The sequence below is a fragment of the uncultured Oscillibacter sp. genome (genome assembly GCF_900544955.1).
Taxonomy (GTDB): Bacteria; Bacillota; Clostridia; order Oscillospirales; family Oscillospiraceae; genus Oscillibacter.
Window position 1 is genome coordinate 1 of sequence record NZ_UQXD01000026.1, and the last position, 16554, is coordinate 16554.

The 16554-nt window shown below is 63.7% G+C and carries 16 protein-coding genes; 10 read left to right on the forward strand and 6 right to left on the reverse strand.

Annotation, left to right across the window (positions count from 1 at the left end; all coding sequences use genetic code 11):
- The 4 genes from QZS21_RS07345 (at position 1) to QZS21_RS07360 (ending at position 6340) form a co-directional block, all read left to right on the forward strand.
- The gene (locus QZS21_RS07345; RefSeq protein WP_295581948.1) at positions 1–159 is read left to right on the forward strand and encodes a hypothetical protein; all 159 of its coding nucleotides are present in this window, start codon (positions 1–3) and stop codon (positions 157–159) included.
- Between the two features lie 10 nt (positions 160–169).
- A complete protein-coding gene (locus QZS21_RS07350; protein WP_295581876.1) occupies positions 170–1237 on the forward strand; it encodes an RIP metalloprotease in 1068 nt (355 codons plus the stop codon).
- A gap of 13 nt (positions 1238–1250) precedes the next feature.
- Positions 1251–2288, forward strand: coding sequence for a flavodoxin-dependent (E)-4-hydroxy-3-methylbut-2-enyl-diphosphate synthase (gene ispG / locus QZS21_RS07355; RefSeq protein WP_295581878.1), 1038 nt, complete (start codon positions 1251–1253; stop codon positions 2286–2288).
- Between the two features lie 92 nt (positions 2289–2380).
- Positions 2381–6340 carry a PolC-type DNA polymerase III gene (locus QZS21_RS07360; RefSeq protein ID WP_295581880.1) on the forward strand — a complete coding sequence of 1320 codons (3960 nt, stop codon included), beginning with the start codon at positions 2381–2383 and terminating at the stop codon, positions 6338–6340.
- Positions 6341–6404: 64 nt separating this feature from the next.
- Here QZS21_RS07360 and QZS21_RS07365 read toward each other — a convergent pair whose 3' ends face one another.
- The 6 genes from QZS21_RS07365 to QZS21_RS07390 all read right to left on the reverse strand — a co-directional run bounded on the left by QZS21_RS07365 (position 6405) and on the right by QZS21_RS07390 (position 12006).
- Positions 6405–6800: a thioesterase family protein gene (locus tag QZS21_RS07365; RefSeq protein WP_295581882.1), complete on the reverse strand. Its 396-nt coding sequence runs from the start codon at positions 6798–6800 to the stop codon at positions 6405–6407.
- Positions 6801–6868: 68 nt separating this feature from the next.
- A complete protein-coding gene (locus QZS21_RS07370; RefSeq protein WP_295581884.1) occupies positions 6869–7945 on the reverse strand; it encodes a PotD/PotF family extracellular solute-binding protein in 1077 nt (358 codons plus the stop codon).
- A 61-nt stretch (positions 7946–8006) separates the two neighbouring features.
- A complete protein-coding gene (locus tag QZS21_RS07375) occupies positions 8007–8873 on the reverse strand; it encodes an ABC transporter permease (protein ID WP_295581886.1) in 867 nt (288 codons plus the stop codon).
- Positions 8870–9724, reverse strand: coding sequence for an ABC transporter permease (locus tag QZS21_RS07380; protein WP_295581888.1), 855 nt, complete (start codon positions 9722–9724; stop codon positions 8870–8872). The genes QZS21_RS07375 and QZS21_RS07380 overlap by 4 nt, the downstream gene beginning before the upstream one ends.
- Positions 9714–10895 (reverse strand): ABC transporter ATP-binding protein, encoded by a 1182-nt coding sequence (locus tag QZS21_RS07385; RefSeq protein WP_295581891.1) that lies wholly within the window; start codon positions 10893–10895, stop codon positions 9714–9716. Before QZS21_RS07385 ends, QZS21_RS07380 begins: the two co-directional genes overlap by 11 nt.
- Before the next feature lie 118 nt (positions 10896–11013).
- On the reverse strand, positions 11014–12006 hold the full coding sequence (locus QZS21_RS07390) for an RluA family pseudouridine synthase (RefSeq protein ID WP_295581893.1): 993 nt from the start codon (positions 12004–12006) through the stop codon (positions 11014–11016).
- 86 nt (positions 12007–12092) lie between these two features.
- Here QZS21_RS07390 and QZS21_RS07395 point away from each other — a divergent pair, with 86 nt between their 5' ends.
- From QZS21_RS07395 to QZS21_RS07420, 6 genes are all read left to right on the forward strand, one after another.
- Positions 12093–12524: a hypothetical protein gene (locus tag QZS21_RS07395; RefSeq protein ID WP_295581895.1), complete on the forward strand. Its 432-nt coding sequence runs from the start codon at positions 12093–12095 to the stop codon at positions 12522–12524.
- A gap of 95 nt (positions 12525–12619) precedes the next feature.
- On the forward strand, positions 12620–13117 hold the full coding sequence (locus tag QZS21_RS07400) for a DUF177 domain-containing protein (protein WP_295581897.1): 498 nt from the start codon (positions 12620–12622) through the stop codon (positions 13115–13117).
- Between the two features lie 63 nt (positions 13118–13180).
- Entirely contained in the window at positions 13181–13375 is a 195-nt protein-coding gene (rpmF, locus tag QZS21_RS07405) for a 50S ribosomal protein L32 (RefSeq protein ID WP_295581899.1), read from the forward strand.
- 117 nt (positions 13376–13492) lie between these two features.
- Positions 13493–14818, forward strand: a complete 1326-nt coding sequence (der, locus tag QZS21_RS07410; protein WP_295581901.1) for a ribosome biogenesis GTPase Der — start codon at positions 13493–13495, stop codon at positions 14816–14818.
- Between the two features lie 4 nt (positions 14819–14822).
- A complete protein-coding gene (locus QZS21_RS07415) occupies positions 14823–15488 on the forward strand; it encodes a glycerol-3-phosphate acyltransferase (protein WP_295581903.1) in 666 nt (221 codons plus the stop codon).
- Positions 15485–16489 carry an NAD(P)H-dependent glycerol-3-phosphate dehydrogenase gene (locus QZS21_RS07420; RefSeq protein WP_295581905.1) on the forward strand — a complete coding sequence of 335 codons (1005 nt, stop codon included), beginning with the start codon at positions 15485–15487 and terminating at the stop codon, positions 16487–16489. Before QZS21_RS07415 ends, QZS21_RS07420 begins: the two co-directional genes overlap by 4 nt.
- Positions 16490–16554 lie beyond the last annotated feature (65 nt).

Below are 16554 nucleotides of genomic sequence, written 5' to 3' on the forward strand. Positions count from 1 at the left end.
GTGGGCCTGTTTTTGGCGGGCCGCATCGGCTTCCACGACATTCCCCGGCTGGTGCGCAGGGCCGGGGAGGAGGTTGCCCCGGCGGATCATCCGTCCTTGGAGGACATTCTGGCGGCGGACCGCGCCGCCCGGGAGAGCGTACTGCGGGACGGGAAATAGGAGTTTTTGCATGAAACCAATTTTTATCCTGGCGGCTATTTTGATTTTCGGCGTGCTGATCGCCGTCCATGAGCTGGGCCATTTTCTGGCGGCGAAGCTCTGCGGCGTGCGGGTCAACGAGTTTTCCATCGGCATGGGCCCGCTCATCTGGCGCAGGGAGCGGGGGGAGACCCAGTACTCCCTCCGGGCGCTGCCCATCGGGGGCTTCTGCGCCATGGAGGGGGAGGACGAGGACACCGGCGACGAGCGGTCCTTCGTCCGCCAGGGCTTCTGGAAGAAGTTCATCATCCTGGCCGCCGGGTCCTTTATGAATTTCCTGACGGGCGTGGTGATTCTGCTGGCGCTGTACGCCGGCGCCACCGTCCTCTTCGCCGACCAGATCAGCGGCCTGGCGCCGGAGTTCTCCCATACCGGGGAGAACGGGCTGATGGCCGGGGACATCGTGTACAAGGTGGACGGCTACCGCACCTACCTCAAGGGGGACACGAAGCTGTTTTTGGAGTACGCGGGGGATACCGCCGACATCGAGGTGGTGCGGGACGGCCGCCACATCCTCCTGGAGGGGCTGATGCGCCAGACCTACACCTCTACCGACGGAAATACCACCTACCGGGGCTTCGGCATCTACGTGGGGACGGCGGCGCTGGAGGCCACCTTTGCCGCCAAGCTCCAGTACACCTGGAACACGGCGCTGGACTTCGTGCAGCTGGTGTGGTTCAGCCTGGTCCAGCTCTTCACCGGCAACGCCGGGATGGAGGACCTCAGCGGCCCGGTGGGCATCGTGTCCACCATGACGGAGGTGGGCAGCGAGGCGGAGACCGCCGCTGCCGCCTGGAGCCAGATTTTCTACTTTGCGGCGCTGCTGGCGGTGAACCTGTCCGTCATGAACCTGCTGCCCTTCCCCGCCCTGGACGGCGGGCGCATCTTCTTCCTGGTGGTGGACGCGGTGGCGCTGCTGCTGTTCAAGCGCAAGGTGCCGGAGCGGTATCAGGCGGCGGTGAACGTGGCGGGCTTCGTGGTGCTGATGGGCTTTATGCTGCTGGTGACCTTCCACGACGTGTTCCGGCTGTTTCAGTGAGGGAGGCGGAGAGATGACAAAGCAACTGCTGGTGGGGTCCGTGGCCGTGGGCGGCGGTGCGCCGGTGAGCATCCAGTCCATGTGCAACACGAAGACCGACGATGTGGCGGCCACCGTGGCCCAGATCCACGCCCTGGAGGACGCGGGCTGTGAGATCGTCCGGGTGGCCATCCCGGACCAGGCGGCGGCGGAGGCGGTGGACCGGATCAAGGCCCAAATCCGCATCCCCTTGGTGGCGGACATCCACTTCAATTACAAATTCGCCCTGGCGTGCGCGGAGCGGGGCATCGACGCCATCCGCATCAACCCCGGCAACATCGGCGGGGAGGAGAAGGTGCGGGCGGTGGCGGAGCTGTGCCGCCGAAAGCGCATTCCCATCCGGGTGGGCGTCAACGGCGGCTCCCTGGAAAAGGAGCTGCGGGCCAAGTACGGCGGCGTCACCGCCCAGGCCCTGGTGGAGAGCGCCATGGGCCACGTCCGCCTGCTCAACCGCTTCGACTTCGACGATATCTGCATCTCCGTGAAGTGCTCCGACGTGCCGCTGACCATGGCGGCCTACCGGCTGCTCAGCGAGCAGACGGACTACCCCCTCCACCTGGGGGTGACGGAGGCGGGCACCCCCTCCATGGGGCTGGTGAAGTCCGCCATGGGCATCGGGGGGCTGCTGTGCCTGGGCATCGGGGACACCATCCGGGTGACGCTGACGGCGGACCCGGTGGAGGAGATTTACGCCGCCAGGAAGATTCTGCGGGCCGCGGGGCTGCGGCGGGAGGGGGTCAACCTCATCGCCTGCCCCACCTGCGGCCGCACCCGCATCGACCTTATCCCCATGGCGGAGGAGGTGGAGCGGCGGCTGGCAAACTGCCGCAAGAACATCACCGTGGCGGTGATGGGCTGCGCCGTCAACGGCCCCGGCGAGGCCGCCGCCGCCGACATCGGCATTGCCGGCGGCAGGGGGGAGGGCCTGCTGTTCCGAAAAGGGGAAATCCTTTACAAGGTTCCCCAGGAGCAGCTTGTGGACGCCCTGATGGCGGAGATTGAGAAACTTTGAGAAAAGAGGAAAGCTGCGGCGCCTCCGGCGCCGCGGCTTCCCTGTTGTCATCAACGGAGGAACCCATGTCCAGAAACATCCCTTTTTTTGAAATGTTCGCGGAGCTGCAGCTCTCCGGCGAGCTGCGGCTGAAGCTGGCGGGGGCAGAGCTGACCGGCGCGTGCATCGACCAGTCCGCCCTGTCCATGGCGCTGCGCCTGACGGTGAAGACCCCGCTGACGGAGGCGGACGCCCAGGGCATCCGCCGGGCCATCCAGGCGGTGTACGGCTTCACCGCCGTGGAGATGGAGGTGACCTGCACCGCGCCGGAGAAGGCCCCCAGTGCCCCCCAGGCGGCCCCTGCCGCCGGCGGCGGCGGGAAGAAGCCTGCGGGGAAGGTGCTGATGGGAAATCCCATCAAGGGCCGTCCGGTACCCATGAAGACCCTGGACCTGAAGATGGGCAACGCCACCGTGTCGGGCAAGGTCTTCGCCTTCGAGTGTCGGGAGACCCGGCGGCCGGGCATGTGGCGGCTGAGCTTCGACATGACGGACTACACCAACTCCGTCACCGTCCAGAAAAACCTGACCACCCGGGAGGCCCAGAGCCTGGAGAGCGCCATCAAGCCCGGCATGTGGCTCACCGTCCAGGGGAAGATGGAGCCCACCTGGGACGGCAAGGACATCCAGCTCAACCCCTATCACATCAACGTCACCACCCACGCCGAGCGGGAGGACACCGCCCCGGTGAAGCGGGTGGAGCTGCACCTGCACACGAAGATGAGCAACATGGACGCCCTGACGGACACCGCGGAGGTCATTCAGGAGGCCATCCGCTGGGGCCATCCCGCCATCGCCATCACGGACCACGGCGTGGCCCAGTCCTTCCCGGACGCCTGGCACGCCGCCGGGAACAAGATCAAGATTCTCTACGGCGTGGAGGGCTACTTCCTCAACAACATCGACGACCGGGTGGCGGTCCACGGGGCGCTGGACTGCCCTCTGGACGGGGAGTTCGTGTGCTTTGACATTGAGACCACCGGCCTTCGGGTGGACCGGGAGGCCATCACGGAGATCGGCGCGGTGGTTCTGCGCAACGGGGAGGTGGCGGAGCGGTTTCAGACCTTTGTGAACCCCAACCGCCGCCTGACGCCGGAGATCATCGGCCTGACGGGCATCACCGACGACATGCTCCGGGACGCCCCCCAGCTCAAGGAGGCCCTGGCGGACTTTTTGAAGTTCGTGGACGGGCGGCCGCTGGCGGCCCACAACGCGGAGTTTGACATCGGCTTCATCCGGGCGGGGTGCAAAAAGGTGGGGCTGCCCTTCGAGCCCACCTATGTGGACTCCCTGATCCTGGCCCAGAACCTGCTGCCGGGTCTGGGGAAGTACAAGCTGGACATCGTGGCGGAGCACCTGGACCTGCCCGCCTTCAACCACCACCGGGCCAGCGACGACGCGGCCACCGTGGCCTACATGCTGATCCCCTTCTGGAAGATGCTCCACGAGAAGGGGGTGGACACCCTCCAGGCGGTGAATCCGGAGATGGAGAAGCTGCGCCCCCTGGGGAGCAAGTCCAACCGCTTCCCCAAGCACATCATCCTCATCGCCCGGAACAAGACGGGGCTGAAAAATCTGTACCAGATGATCTCCGCCTCCAACCTGACCTACTTCAAGCGGGTGCCCATCATCCCCAAGAGCCTGCTGCGGGAGCACCGGGAGGGGATCATCGTGGGCTCCGCCTGCGAGGCGGGGGAGCTGTTCCGGGCGGTGTCGGACCACAAGGACTGGGACGAGCTGCGGCGCATCGCGGACTTCTACGACTATCTGGAGATCCAGCCCCTGTGCAACAACGCCTTCATGCTCCGCAACGGCGACGCCCAGTCCCAGGAGGACCTGAAAAACTTCAACCGCACCATCGTGCGGCTGGGGGAGGAACTGGGCAAGCCCGTCTGCGCAACCGGCGACGTCCACTTCCGGGAGCCGGAGGACGAGGTCTACCGCCATATCCTGCTGGCCTCCAAGAAGTTCCCCGACGCCAACGAGCCCCTGCCCATCTACTTCAAAACCACCGACGAGATGCTCCGGGAGTTCAGCTACCTGGGCAAGGAGAAGGCCTATGAGGTGGTGGTGCGCAATACGCGGCTGGTGGCGGACCAGGTGGAGACCTTCGAGCTGCTGCCCGGCGAGCTGTTCCCCCCCCGGCTGGAGAACTCCGAGGAGGACTTGAACCGCCTGGTGTGGGAAAAGGTCCACCGGCTCTACGGCGAGGACCCGCCCAAGCTCATCGTGGACCGGCTGAACGTGGAGCTGGGAGGCATCCTCGGCAAGTACGACGTGGTGTACATGTCCGCCCAGAAGCTGGTGCAGCGCAGCCTGGAAAACGGCTATCTGGTGGGGTCCCGGGGGTCTGTGGGGTCCTCGCTGGTGGCCTACATGTCCGGCATCACGGAGGTGAACTCCCTGCCGCCCCACTACCGCTGCCCCAAGTGCAAGAACAGCGAGTTCATCCTGGACGGGTCCTACGGCTGCGGCGCCGACATGCCGGACAAGGCGTGCCCCGTCTGCGGCGAGCCCTACGTGAAGGACGGCTTCGACATCCCCTTTGAGACGTTCCTGGGCTTCGGCGGCGGCAAGGTGCCGGATATCGACCTGAATTTCTCCGGCGAGTACCAGGCCCGGGCCCACCGCCACGCCATCGAGATGTTCGGCGAGACCCAGGTGTTCCGGGCGGGCACCATCGGCACCCTGGCGGAGAAGACCGCCTACGGCTTTGTGAAGAAGTACCTGGAGGAGAACGGCCTGGTGGCGGGCCGGGCGGAGGAGAACCGCCTGACCCTGGGGTGCGTGGGCACCCGGCGGACCACCGGCCAGCACCCCGGCGGGCTGGTGGTGGTGCCGGACGACAAGGACATGGAGGACTTCTGCCCCGTCCAGCATCCGGCGGACGCCGACGACTCCGACACCATCACCACCCATTTTGAATACCACTCCATGGAGGCCAACATCCTCAAGTTGGACATGCTGGGACACGATGACCCCACCATGGTCCGCATGATGGAGGATCTCACCGGCAAGGACGCCCAGACCATCCCCCTGGACGACCCGGACACCATGTCCATTTTCACCTCCAGTAAGGTGCTGGGGTACGAGAACGACGAGCTGCTGGGCCCCACCGGCGCCGTGGCCATTCCGGAGTTCAACACCCGCTTCACCCGGCAGATGCTGATCGACACCCAGCCCAAGGACTTCAACACCCTGGTGCGGCTGTCCGGCTTCTCCCACGGCACCGACGTGTGGATGGGCAACGCCCGGGAGCTGATCGTGGGCGGCACCGCCTCGGTTCTGGAGACGGTGGGCTGCCGGGACGACATCATGCTCTACCTCATCTCCAAGGGCCTGGACCCGAAGATGAGCTTCAAGATCATGGAGAAGGTGCGGAAGGGGAAGGTGAAAAAGGGCGGCTTTGACGAGGGCTGGGTGGAGGCCATGCGGGAGCACAGCGTGCCGGAGTGGTACATCGACTCCCTGGCCAAGATCGGCTACCTCTTCCCCAAGGCCCACGCCGTGGCCTACGTCATGATGGCCTTCCGCATCGCCTGGTACAAGGTCCACGAGCCTCTGGCCTTCTACGCCACCTTCTTCTCCGTCCGGGCCAAGGCCTTCGACGCGGAGTACTGCTGCGCCGGAAAGGACGCGGTGAAGCGGAAGATCCGGGAGATTGAGAACAACAAGGATGCCACCGCTGTGGAGCAGTCCATGATGACCACGCTGGAGGTGTGCTACGAGTTCTACCTCCGGGGCTTCCACTTCGACACCATCAACATCTACGAGTCCGACGCCACCAAGTTCAAGGTGACGGAGGGGGGCCTCCTGCCGCCTTTCACGGCGGTCCACGGCCTGGGGGACACGGCGGCCATCGACACGGTGGAAAAGCGGCAGGGGAAGACCTTCATCTCCATCGAGGAATTCGCCATGTGCTGCAACAAGCTCTCCAAGACCCATATCGAGCAGCTGAAGAAGCTGGGGGCCTTCGCCGGCATGGCGGATACCAGCCAGATCACCCTGTTTTAAGTGCCGGGGGGACCCCCGGAGACGAAAAAAAGCCACCGCCCTATGGGCGGTGGCTTTTCGCGGCTTACTTTTCCAGCTTGGCGGAACACTTGGCCATAAACCGGCCGTTGTGGATGACCGCCCGGGTGTGAACACCCTGGCCGATGGGGCCGGATTCGTCCCAGGCCCGCACGGCGAAGTCCACCAGCTTGCCGTTTTCCGACACGGCGGTGATCTCCGCCTCCGCCCACACGGTCATGCCCAGGGGAGTGGGGGCGTCGTGGGTGATGTCCAGATGGGTGCCCACGCTGCCCTGGCCCTCCTCCAGAAAGCTCTGGAGACAGACGCAGGCGGCGTTCTCCATCATGGCGGCCATGGAGGGGGTGGCGAACACCGGCAGGGCGCCGGAGCCCACGGCGGCGGCGGTGAGCGCCTCCGTCACCGGCTGCTCCAGGCGGCATTTCGTTCCAACAAAGATCATGGGAATTCCTCCTTGTAAGTTTCCTGGGAAAACAGCGCCGGAAAGCCCTCCGGCGCTGTCGGGGTTGCTCAGATGCCCAGCTCCGTCCACAGATCGTTGTACAGCGTCAGGGTGGCGGCGGGCAGGTTTTCATACAGGGTGCAGCGGTCTAGCACCTGCTGGGGGGCGGCCATGATCTCATAGAGGCCCATGTTCAGCTCCTCGCCGTAGGTCTCGGCGTAGTAGGCCGGGTACTGCTCCAGCGCCTCGGCGTTGGGGGAGGCGTACCAGATATAGTCCATGTTGGCCAGGTTGGAGGGGGTGGAGGCGATAAAATTGATCCACGCCTCGGCCTCGTCCTTGTGCTGGGCGTCCTTCAGCACGCACATGGCGTCCACAAACCAGTTGCTGCCCTCCTCGGGCACCACGAAGGCCAGGTCCTCGTTGTTCTCGAGCATGGTGAGGTAGTCCCCGGCGTAGTACATGGCGATGGCGGCGTTGCCGCCCTCCATCTTGTTGAAGATCTCATCCATGACGAAGGCCTGGTACACGCCCTCGTTCTTGGCGCCCGCCAAAAGCTGGTAGGCCTCCCGGATCTGGGCTTCGTCGGTGGTGTTCAGGTCGTAGCCCAGGCACAGCAGCGCGGCGCCCAGGGCGTCCCGGGAGTTGCGGATCATCAGCACGTTCCCGGCGTACTGGGGGTCGAACATGGCGCTCCAGCTGGTGATGGGGGCGTCCACCATGGCGGTGTTGTAGATGATCCCCAGGGTACCCCAGGTGTAGGGGACGGTGTAGCGGTTCTCCGGGTCGAAGCTCAGGCTCTTGTACCGGGGATCGATCTTGTCGTAGTTGGGGATGTTGCCGTAGTCCAGTTCCGCCAGCATCCCCTCTTCGATCAGGCGGGCGATCATATAGTCGGAGGGGACGATGACATCAAAATCCCCGGCGCCGGTTTTCAGCAGGGAATAGAGGGCCTCGTTGCTCTCGGCGGTCTGGTAGTTGACCTCGATGCCGGTCTCGTCCTCGAATTGATAAATCAGGTCTTCGTCGATATATTCGCCCCAGCTGCACACATTGACCACCCGTTTCTCCCCGGCGCTTCCGCCGCAGGCGGTCAGGGTCAGGGCGATGGTCAGCAGCATCACAAGGGCAAGTGTCTTTTTCAATGGATCATTCCTCCCGTTTTTTGAAAAATGTGTATCTCAGGGCCCCAGGGGCCGTGGGATCTCAGAGGCGGTTCTGCGCCAGGCGGCGCTCCTGCCGGGCCTCCCGGATGTTGACGATAGCCAGCAGCGCCAGCACCGTCACAAACAGCAGGGTGGACACGGCGTTGATCTCCGGGCTCACCCGCTTTTTGGTCATGCCGTAGATGGTCATGGCCAGGGTGGAGGCGGAGGACCCGGCGGTGAAATAGCTGATGACGAAGTCGTCGATGCTCATGGTGAAGGCGGTGAGAGCGCCGGAGACGATGCCGGGCTTGATCTCCGGGATAATGACCTTCCAGAAGGCCTGCATCCAGGTGCAGCCCAGGTCCTGGGCGGCGTCCACCAGGTTTTTGTCCATCTGCCGCAGCTTGGGGCCCACGGACAAAATGACGTAGGGGATGTTGAAGCAGATGTGGGCGATCAGCAGCGTGCCGAAGCCCATGGTCAGCCGCACCGGCAGTTCCACCAGGCTCTGGACGCCGTTGAACCACCGGGCGAAGTCCCCCCAGAAGCCGAAGAAGGCCACGAAAAACAGGCACAGGCTGACGCCGGTGACGATGTCCGCGTTCATCATGGGGATGTTGTTGACGGTCATCAGCGGGTCCCGGACCCGCCGGCGCATGGCGTAAAAGCCGATGGCGGCGAAGGTGCCGGCGATGGTGGCGATGACCGTGGCCAGGAGGGACACCAGGAGCGTGGTGTAGACGCTCTGCATGATGAGCCGGTTGCTCAAGAGCTTTCCGTACCAGTCCAGGGAGAAGCCCTTCCAGACGGTGTTGCTGTTGCCGGCGTTGAAGGAGAAAATGATGAGCAGGAGAATGGGGGCGTACAGAAAGACGAACACCAGCGCCATGAAGACGCGGTTTCCCACGGTGTTGTTCCGTTTCACAGCATCACCGCCTGTTCCTCGCCCTCACCGAAGCGGTTCATGACCACCATGCAGGCCACCACCACCAGCATCATCACCAGGGAGATGGCGGCCCCCAGCTGGGGGTTGTAGGCCCCGCCCAGGAACTGCTGCTCAATGAGGTCGCCCAGCAGCATCTCCGTGCCGCCGCCCAGCATCTTGCTGATGGCGAAGGTGGAGACGGATGGGACGAACACCATGGTGATGCCGGAGAGAACCCCCGGCAGAGACAGGGGCAGGATGACCCGGCGGAACACGTGGTAGGTGTTGGCCCCCAGGTCCCGGGCCGCTTCGATGAGGGAGCGGTCCAGCTTGATGATGACGGAGTAGATGGGCAGAATCATGAAGGGCAGGTAGTTGTACACCATGCCCAGCACCACGGCCCCCTGGGTGTTCAGCATCCGGAAGAATTCGATGTTTGTGCCGAAGATGCCGTTGTAGAGGGTGATGAGGCCAATTTTTTGAAAAAACTGGTTCAAAATGCCGTTGTTCTCCAGAATGGACATCCAGGAGTAGGTCCGCAGCAAGAAGTTCATCCACATGGGCAGCATGATGAGCACCATGGCGATGCGCTGGAACCGGGGGCCCTCCTTGCTCATCATGTAGGACACGGGATAGCCGATGAGCAGGCACACGGCGGTGGCGATGAGGGCCAGCTTGAAGGACCGGCCGAACACCACGGCGTAGGTGCCCATTCGGGCGAAGTTGTCCAAGGTGAAGCCGCCGTCGGCGGCGGAGAAGGCGTAGACCACCACCAGGACGATGGGCGCCACCACAAACAGCGCCATCCACACCACGTAGGGGACGGCAAACCGGGAGAGCTTATTCTTCATCCCCGCTCTCCTCCTCCGCGTCCAGCGTGGCGTCGTCCAGCTCGTCGTACTCCTCGGAGAAGGAGGAGTAGTCGCCGAACATCCCGGAGTAGGCGCTCTTTTTCATGACGTGGATGCCGTCGGGGTCGATTTTGATGCCGATGCGGGCCCCCTCGGGGCAGTGGTCCGTGGTCTGAATCAGCCACTTGAAGCCCCGGAAATCCACGATGATGTCGTACTGCATCCCCTTGAAGGTGACGCTGGTGACGGTGCCGGTGAGCTGGCCCTGCTCCACGGGGACGATGTCGATGTCCTCCGGCCGGATCACCACGTCCACCGGCTCGTTGGGGGCGAAGCCGCCGTCCAGGCAGGGGAACTGCTTGCCGTACATCTGGACCAGCTTATCCCGGACCATCAGCCCGTCGATGATGTTGGACTCGCCGATGAAGTCCGCCACGAAGGCGTTTTTCGGCTCGTTGTAGATGTCCTCCGGGGTGCCGATCTGCTGGATGGAGCCCTTGTCCATCACCACAATGGTGTCGGACATGGTGAGGGCCTCCTCCTGGTCGTGGGTGACGTAGACGAAGGTGATGCCCACCTGCTGCTGGATGCGCTTGAGCTCGATCTGCATGTCCTTGCGCAGCTTCAGGTCCAGGGCGCCCAGGGGTTCGTCCAGCAGCAGCACCTTGGGGCGGTTCACCAGGGCCCGGGCGATGGCCACCCGCTGCTGCTGGCCGCCGGAGAGGGCGTCGGGCTTGCGGTTTTCAAAGCCCTTGAGGCTGATGATCTCCAGCATCTCCATCACCCGCTCCCGGATCTCGGCTTCCGGAATCCGCACCTTCCGCTTCCCGGCGGGGTCGGCGGGGTCCACCCGCCGCTGCATCCGCAGGCCGAAGGCGATGTTTTCAAACACATTCAGATGGGGAAACAGGGCATACTTCTGAAAGACGGTGTTGATCTGCCGCTGATGCGGCGGAACGTCATTAATCCTCACACCGTCGAACAGGACGGTTCCCGATGTCGGTATCGTGAAACCGCCGATGATGCGCAGCGTGGTGGTCTTGCCACACCCGCTGGGTCCGAGCAATGTGAGGAATTCTTTATCTCTGATATAAAGGTTGATGTTGTTCAATACAGGCTCATCGTCAAACGCCATGCACAGGTCCTGCAGGCGAATCAACTCTTTGGACATGTATCCTCCCCCATTTCATACGGTAATTCAATCGGTAAACGCCTCTTTTCTCTGTTGAGGGGGAACCTTTCTCGTCGAAATTCAGCACTATGAACTATAGCGAAACTATCTGAAAAAGTCAAGGGAATTCCCGGATTTCACGGGAATTTTCGGCGGGGGGGAAGTAGGTCTCCCGGAAGGGGACCGTCTCCACGGTGAATTCCCTGCCCCGCAGGTATTCCAGCGCTCCGGCGGGGGTGGAAAACGCGAAGCGGAGCTTGTAGGAGTACAGGGCCTGGCGGGTCTCGTGATACCGCCGGTTCACCTCCCCGCGGCCGTACTTGCCGTCCCCCAGCAGCGGGCAGCCGATCTGCGCCATGGAGACCCGGATCTGGTGGGTCCGCCCGGTGAGGAGGCGGCACTCCACCAGAGACAGCCCGTCCCGGCTCTCCAGGGTCTTGTAGAGGGTGACGGCGGTCTTGCCTCTGGGGACGGGGCGACGGTGGAAGGAGACCTGCTTTTTCGCCTCGTCCTTCAAGAGGAAGCCCTCGATCCGCCCCTCGGCGGGCCGGGGACGGCCCACCGCCACGCAGAGATATCGCTTCTCCAGCTCCTGGTTTTTGATCTTCTCGTTGAGGATGCGCAGCGTCTCCGCGTTCTTGGCGGCAATGACGATGCCGCCGGTGTTGCGGTCGATGCGGTTGCACAGAGCGGGGGTAAAGGCGTTCTCCCACTTGGGGTTCCACTCCCGCTTTTGATAGAGATAGGCCTGGATGTGGTTGATGAGGGTGTTGACCTTCTCCTGCTCGTCGGCGTGGACCACCAGCCCGGGGCGCTTGTCCACCAGCAGCAGGTTCTCGTCCTCGTAGACGATGGAGAGCTGGGGCTTGAACACCGTGAGAAAGAGATTTTCTTCGTTGGGCTTGTCAAAGAACTCGTCGTTGATATATAATTGCAGCAGATCGCCCAGGGCCAGCCGGGTGTCCCGCTTGGCGCCCCTGCCGTTGAGCTTGATGCGCTTGAGGCGGATGTACTTTTGCAGCAGGGCGGGGGGCAGTAGGGGCAGGTTTTTGGACACGAAGCGGTCCAGCCGCTGTCCGGCGTCGTTTTTCCCGATGGTGAATTCCCGCATGGCGGTGGACCTCCTGGCGTGTCGTGTAGTAGTCCCATCATACCCGTTCGGCGGGGAATTGTAAAGTCTTTCAAAGGAGGATGCCTGTGGACGAAGAGCTGCTGGCCGCGGTCCGGGGAAGCCGGGTGTGGCTGAAAAACTTTCAGCGCCGGGAGTACCGGGACGCCTTCCGGTCCTATACGGAGCGGTTCGGCCCCCCGTACATGGCGGAGGCGGAGCGCCGGGGCGAGGCGGGGCTGCCCGCGCTGGCGGAGGAGCTGCTGGACGCTCTGGAGGCGGGGTGGAAGCGCAGCCGGCTGTGGGACCGGGGCGCCCTCCGGGCGGGGGAGAAGCAGATGGTGGTGGTGTACCTGACGCCCATGCTGCTGGGGTTGGAGAGCCCGGGGTGCCGCCGCCTTGCGGAGCTGCTCCAGGCGGCCTGGCAGGAGCGCTGGCCCAGGGACGGATACCGCACGGCCAGCTACGAGGAAATCCAGTCCGGCTTCCGCAACACCATCATGGGTTTTGAGATCCGGTGACGTCCCGGGAAAAAAACCGGTGAAATTTGAAAAAATTGTTTGACAACGGGGGAGCCATCCCTTATAATACTAATCGTGTCATTACGAGGTGGCCTATGCTTTTCGATGTAAAATCCATTCTGCACGCTCCCGGGAAACAATTGGACTTTCAGTTTGACCTGGATCTATCCGACGTGGAATTTGCCGGCCGGTATCCGGTCAGCCGCCCCGTGGCCGTCAGCGGCCGGGTGCGCAACACCGCCGACGTCCTGGAGCTGAACCTGACGGCCCGCTCTACCCTGGACAGCCTGTGTGACCGCTGCGGAAAGGCGTTTTCCCAGGAGAAGGAGGTCCCCTTCAGCTGCCTGCTGGCGGAGACTCTGGAGAACGGGGAGAGCGACGAGATTGTGTTGCTGGAGGACGGGAAGGTGGACGTGGGCGATCTGGCCCGCACCGCGTTTATTCTCGAAATGGACACCAAAACTCTGTGTTCTGAAGATTGCAAGGGACTGTGCGACCGCTGCGGCGCCGATCTGAACCTCGGCCCCTGCTCCTGCAAAAAGGAGCCGGATCCGCGGCTGGCGGTCCTGGCCAAGCTTTTGGAGAACAAATAAAATTCGTCATCAAGAAGGACGGGCCACACTCCCGGGCCTTTTGTAGATCAAGGAGGTGTCACAATGGCAGTACCTAAGGGAAAAGTATCCAAAGCAAGACGCGACAAGCGCCGCAGCTCCGTTTGGAAGCTGGAGGCTCCCGGTCTCGTCGCATGCCCGAAATGCGGTGCGCAGCACCTGCCTCACAGAATGTGCCAGGAGTGCGGTACTTACAACGGCCGCGAGGTCAAGGTTGTCAAGTCCGTCGTTGCGAAATAAGGACGCATGCTCCAGGGGGGAAGAGGAGACTCTTCCCTCCTTGCTTTTTGTCTTGCTATCCGCCCAGCGGCTGGGTATAATAAATGGGACCAACGAAACGAAAGGAAGTGAGAGCCGATGAAACCCATCGTTGCCATCGTGGGACGGCCCAACGTGGGCAAGTCCATGCTGTTCAATAAATTGATCGGCAGGCGGCTTTCCATCGTGGAAGATACGCCCGGCGTCACCCGGGACCGCATTTACGGGGAGGCCGACTGGAATGGCCGGGCCTTCACCCTCATCGACACCGGCGGCATCGAGCCCCGGGCCGACAGTCAGATTCTGGAGTTCATGCGCCAGCAGGCCCAGATCGCCATCGACCACGCCACCGTCATCGTGTTTTTGACGGATATCAAAACCGGACTCACCGCCTCGGACCACGAGGTGGCGGGCATGCTGCTGCGCAGCGGCAAGCCCATCGTCCTGGCGGTGAACAAAATGGACGCCACCGGCGCCACCAACCCGGATTTTTACGAGTTTTACAATCTGGGCCTGGGGGACCCCATCGCCGTCTCCGCCGTCCACGGCCACGGCACCGGCGACCTGCTGGATGCCTGTGTGGCCCATTTCCCCCCGGAGGAGGAAGAGGCGGAGGAGGACGACGCCATCAAGGTGGCGGTCATCGGCAAGCCCAACGCGGGCAAGTCCTCCCTCATCAACCGGATTCTGGGGGAGGAGCGGGTCATCGTCTCCGACGTGGCGGGCACCACCCGGGACGCCATCGACTCCCGCTTTGAAAACGACAAGGGCGCCTTCATCTTCATCGACACCGCCGGCATGCGGAAGAAGTCCAAGGTGGCGGAGGACATCGAGCGCTACAGCATCCTCCGGGCCACCATGGCCATCGAGCGCAGCGACGTGTGCCTCATCATGGTGGACGCCGCCGAGGGCGTCACCGAGCAGGACACCAAGGTGGCCGGCCTGGCCCACGAGGCGGGCAAGGCCAGCATCATCGTGGTGAACAAGTGGGACCTGGTGGAGAAGGACGGCAAGACCATGGACAAGATGCGCGAGCAGGTCCGCCGGGACCTGGCCTTCATGACCTACGCCCCCATTCTCTTCATCTCCGCCAAGACCGGCCAGCGGGTGGACCGGCTCTTCGAGCTGATCGACTACGTGTCCAACCAGGCCTCCACCCGCATCACCACCGGAATGCTGAACAACGTCCTGGCGGACGCCCAGACCCGGGTGCAGCCCCCCAGTGACAAGGGCCGCCGCCTGAAGATCTACTATATGACCCAAGTGGGCATCCGCCCGCCCCACTTTGTCATCTTCTGCAACGACGCCCGGCTCTTCCACTTCTCCTACCAGCGGTATCTGGAGAACTGTATCCGCAACACCTTCGGTCTGGAGGGGACGCCCATCGTGCTCTCCATCCGGCAAAAGGGCGACAAGGAGGGGTAAGGCGATGGGCGTTTGGGTGGAATTCTGGCTGCGGGCAGCCGCCATTGCCCTGCTGGCATACTTCTGCGGCTGCTTCAACGGCGCCGTCATCGTCTCCAAGTATATCCTGCGGGACGACGTGCGCACCCACGGCAGCGGCAACGCGGGACTGACCAACTTTCACCGCACCTTCGGCGGCCCGCTGACCTTTCTGGTCATTTTGACGGATGTGCTGAAGGCGGTGGTTGCCGTACTGGCCGGCGCGTGGCTGGCCGGCGGTTTTTTGCCCTTCTTTTGGGGCGGGGAACTGGCGCTTTTGGGCAAGTACTGGGCAGCCCTGTTCTGCCTGCTGGGGCATATGTTCCCCTGCATGTTCCACTTCAAGGGGGGGAAGGGCATCCTCTCCGGCGGCACCATCGCCCTCATGATCGACTGGCGCATCGCGCTGGTGGTCTGGGGCGGCTTTCTGCTGCTGGCCGCCCTGACCCGGTACGTGTCCCTGGGGTCCGTGTGGGCCGGGGCCAGCTTTCCCTTCGCCTCCTGGGCCTGCTTCCCGGACCCGGTGATCGTCGCGCTGGCCTTTGTGATCGGAGGACTGGTGGTATGGCAGCACCGGGGCAACATCCGGCGGCTGCTCAGCGGAACGGAGCGGAAGCTCTCACTTCATCGAAAAACGGAGGGCAAGCCATGAAAGCAGTGGTCTTGGGCAGCGGCGGCTGGGGCACGGCCCTGAGCCAGGTCCTGGCCGACAACGGGCACGACGCCTGGCTCTGGTCCCGCAGCGCCGAAAAGGCGGCGGAGATGGCCCGCACCCGGGAAAATCCCCTGCTGCGGGGCGTCCGCCTGCCGGAGAGCCTCCGCATCACCGGGGATTTGGGCTGTGTGGAGGGGGCGGACGTGGTGGTGTGCGCCAGCCCCTCCTTCGCCGTCCGGGAGACGGGGGCCAAGGCGGCGCCCTATCTCTCACCCTCCGCTGTGCTGGTCACGGTGTCCAAGGGCATCGAGCGGGACACCAACCTTCGCATGAGCCAGATTTTGCAGGAGGTCACCGGGAACATCTGTAAAGTGGTTGCACTTTCCGGCCCCTCCCACGCGGAGGAGGTGGGCATTCGGATGCCCACGGGCTGCGTGTCCGCCTGCCCGGACCGGGCGGCGGCTCGGCTGGTGCAGGACGTCTTTATGAACGACTACTTCCGCATCTACACCAGCTACGACATTGTGGGGGTGGAGCTGGCGGCGGCGCTGAAAAACGTCATCGCCCTCAGCTGCGGCATCTGCACGGGCCTGGGGTTCCAGGACAACACGAAGGCGCTGCTGATGACCCGGGCCATGGCGGAGATCACCCGCCTGGGAGAGCAGCTGGGGGGCACCCGGCGCACCTTCGGGGGCCTGGCGGGCATGGGGGATCTGATCGTGACCTGCACCTCCCTCCACTCCCGGAACAACCGGGCGGGCATCCTCATCGGCCAGGGGAAGACCCCTCAGGAGGCCATGGAGGAGGTGGGCGCCGTGGTGGAGGGCTTCTACGCCGCGGAGAGCATCCACCAGCTCTCGGAGCGGGAGCGGGTGGAGATGCCCATCTGCCGCTGTGCCTACGAGATTTTGTACCAGGGCAAGCAGCCGGGGGACGTGGTGTCCGAGTTGATGACCCGGGCCAAGAAGGACGAGCTGCTGGAGACCGCCTGGCTGTGAGCCCCGGCGGCTCCCCGGTTCCGGCTGCGAACAAAGCGGTGTGCGCCCCGAAAGGGGCGCACACC

Bases quoted from the DNA above. Each gene is read 5' to 3' on its own strand.
- QZS21_RS07350 (WP_295581876.1), top strand. From the start codon at position 170: ATGAAACCAATTTTTATCCTGGCGGCTATTTTGATTTTCGGCGTGCTG.
- ispG (WP_295581878.1), top strand. From the start codon at position 1,251: ATGACAAAGCAACTGCTGGTGGGGTCCGTGGCCGTGGGCGGCGGTGCG.
- QZS21_RS07360 (WP_295581880.1), top strand. From the start codon at position 2,381: ATGTTCGCGGAGCTGCAGCTCTCCGGCGAGCTGCGGCTGAAGCTGGCG.
- QZS21_RS07365 (WP_295581882.1), bottom strand. From the start codon at position 6,800: ATGATCTTTGTTGGAACGAAATGCCGCCTGGAGCAGCCGGTGACGGAG.
- QZS21_RS07380 (WP_295581888.1), bottom strand. From the start codon at position 9,724: ATGAAGAATAAGCTCTCCCGGTTTGCCGTCCCCTACGTGGTGTGGATG.
- QZS21_RS07385 (WP_295581891.1), bottom strand. From the start codon at position 10,895: ATGTCCAAAGAGTTGATTCGCCTGCAGGACCTGTGCATGGCGTTTGAC.
- QZS21_RS07390 (WP_295581893.1), bottom strand. From the start codon at position 12,006: ATGCGGGAATTCACCATCGGGAAAAACGACGCCGGACAGCGGCTGGAC.
- QZS21_RS07400 (WP_295581897.1), top strand. From the start codon at position 12,620: ATGCTTTTCGATGTAAAATCCATTCTGCACGCTCCCGGGAAACAATTG.
- rpmF (WP_295581899.1), top strand. From the start codon at position 13,181: ATGGCAGTACCTAAGGGAAAAGTATCCAAAGCAAGACGCGACAAGCGC.
- der (WP_295581901.1), top strand. From the start codon at position 13,493: ATGAAACCCATCGTTGCCATCGTGGGACGGCCCAACGTGGGCAAGTCC.
- QZS21_RS07415 (WP_295581903.1), top strand. From the start codon at position 14,823: ATGGGCGTTTGGGTGGAATTCTGGCTGCGGGCAGCCGCCATTGCCCTG.
- QZS21_RS07420 (WP_295581905.1), top strand. From the start codon at position 15,485: ATGAAAGCAGTGGTCTTGGGCAGCGGCGGCTGGGGCACGGCCCTGAGC.